This is a genomic window from Halomonas sp. 707B3 (assembly GCF_024158645.1).
Taxonomy (GTDB): Bacteria; Pseudomonadota; Gammaproteobacteria; order Pseudomonadales; family Halomonadaceae; genus Vreelandella; species Vreelandella lionensis.
This window is the reverse complement of record NZ_JAMZBE010000267.1, coordinates 1-2,208: the sequence shown is the minus strand read 5'-3', so window position 1 is coordinate 2,208 and position 2,208 is coordinate 1. Positions and strand designations below refer to the sequence as shown.

Genomic DNA, 2,208 nt, shown 5'->3' with positions numbered 1-2,208 from the left:
GGGCTTGCGAAAGCCAACTTGCACGGGGCGAATGATCAAAAAGTGCTCGCTGGCGGTGATAGGGAAAGTGTCGGCGCCGGCTTCACGGATTCAGGTATATATCCTCAATAAATGTGTCCGCTCATTCATTGAGGTTATGTAGCCAGATCATTTGACTTTATCCACTGATTCGCCAGTAAGCAAAGAAAAAATAGGTGGCATATCCCAAAGTCGTGTGTGGCTCGCTTTGCACTGCATAATAATGCCGCATAGAAAACCACTACTCTGCGGCCTTTGAAGCTGATCAGGCCTCTAGCGGCCAACCAAGGCAAAGCGCGAACTAGCGATTTTGAGTGGCAACCCAACCAAGACTGCTCCTAACTGAGTGCAATGCAAACCATCTCCCTACCAAACCACTGCTGCTTAAGCCCCCGCTGCTTTTCCAACAGCAATGTGAGGTAGTCGCGCAACGGATGGACAGATGACAGCGCAGCAAGGTGCTTACGAAGCCGCCGTTGGTAAGGAAACTGCTCGGCAGGCACATGCAACGGCGTGGCGTTTTGAGTAAGCCATTCAATGCCGGGCAGGAGTATATGCGTGGCGTTGCTGTCGAGCGCTAGCGTGACGCCTTTAACATCGAAGTCCCCGGCGTAGATGTGTGTTCGGCGGGTTTTGTGCCAAGCATCAACCAGTAACGCAAAGCCACCACCGTAGTGGCTGTCACCGCGGTAGACGATCAGCGGGTTTATGTAGCCGCTTAGTGATGGTATTTCTGGTGAGAACTCATAGAAGCTGTCGAGGTTTTCGACCTGAATCAAGGCGCTAAACGCGCTCAGCTTTAGGCCGAGTACATCCACATCGCGAATAGCCCGTGGCTCGTTGGCAAGCCCCGCTATTGGCTGCGGCGGAAAGCTGACGAGTACCCTTCTTGCACGGGGGCTTTCGCGGGTGGCTTTGTCTTCCTCTACGCCTTCTTTTGCCTGGGCGCTGCTGGTCAGGCCGCTGAGTGAGCGGCCTAGCGGCGCTATGCGGGCGCTTTCTAACACGTCATTGATCTGCGCCAGCAAGGCGGTGTCAAAGCGCAGCGCTTTACTGTTAATTCGCGTGGCCAGGTCAATGTCGTGCTGGTGGCACCAGGCCACTACGTCGTCTACCCACTGGCGGCGCGGCTTCTCCACCGCGGGTTGGCGGAGAAGTTCGCGGGCGACGCCGTTTAGGCCATTGCGTGCACGGCTGGGTAGGTTCATACGGCCAGCTGCAGTTCTACATCGTGGATGAGGCGCAGGTGATTGAATTGGCTGGCCTGGCTCTCCTGCTGTTTGAGTCGAAACGCCTTCTGGTCGCTGCGTGGCAGGCCCTGGTATTCGGAAATCACCTGGAAGAGCCATATCTCATCCGGCCATTCCAGCGGGCTTGCGTGCAGGTAATCAAGGGCGCTGACCGGCTTCGCCTGGGGCTGGTCGATCACACTTAAATAGAAGTGTTCCACATCCTGCTTGAGCGCCTGCTGGCGGGCAGCGGCGAGGCTGCTTTCTTGCGCTTGGGCAGGGGCCGCCGCTTCTACGGTTTGCGTGGTGTGGCGCGGCTGGGGTAGCCGGTGCAGGAGGTCGGCGAGCAACCGGCACTCCAGGTTGCGATCCAGCGCCGGGGCGGCAGCAGCGCTTAGCGGGGCGGCCTGATTGACCAGCCCTGGCACCTCGCTGCGCCGGGCGTAGTTACCCGGCACAAAGCCGGGGTGTTCGCGCATAAAGGCGACCATGCCGCTGATCAGGCGGCTGCGCGCCTGTTGCTTGCGAAAGCGCGCCATCAGTTCAATCAAGCGCCGCTGCACTTCGCGCAGGCTGGTGTAGTGGTGGCTTAGCTGCTGTTGTAGCTGGCTGATCAATAGTTTGCGCAGGCCGCCGTCGCTGCCCACAAGTTCGATCAGCTCGTCGAAGTCGATCAGCGCCAGGCCGTCCAGCAGCCTCGCGATCTGCTTCTGGGCGCGGTCGTTTTCGCGGATCTTGTCGTTGAGCTGGCTGACAAAGCCGAAATCGCTATTCAGCCGCTGCCATAAGCTGTCGATGGCATCGGCAAAGCGCCCGTTCAGGTCATCGACCTCCTGGCGCAGGCGCATCAACTGCTGCTCCAGCCGCCCGTGTTCGCCGCGGCTGCGCGCCTCCCGGTAGCTGTGTACCAAGGCGCGAATCAGCTCCAGGGTTTCCGCTACATCGGCGTTCACATGACGGC

The 2,208-nt window shown here is 59.0% G+C and carries 2 protein-coding genes; both read right to left on the bottom strand.

The window, feature by feature from the left end; genetic code table 11:
- Positions 1-356 precede the first annotated feature (356 nt).
- A complete protein-coding gene (locus BIS10_RS18475) occupies positions 357-1,226 on the bottom strand; it encodes a hypothetical protein (protein WP_083025260.1) in 870 nt (289 codons plus the stop codon).
- The coding region (locus BIS10_RS18470) for a hypothetical protein (RefSeq protein WP_253507659.1) at positions 1,223-2,208 on the bottom strand (986 nt) is incomplete at its 5' end. The genes BIS10_RS18475 and BIS10_RS18470, both read right to left, overlap by 4 nt.

Coding starts and splice junctions, on each gene's coding strand:
- BIS10_RS18475 (WP_083025260.1), bottom strand. CDS start 1,226: ATGAACCTACCCAGCCGTGCACGCAATGGCCTAAACGGCGTCGCCCGC.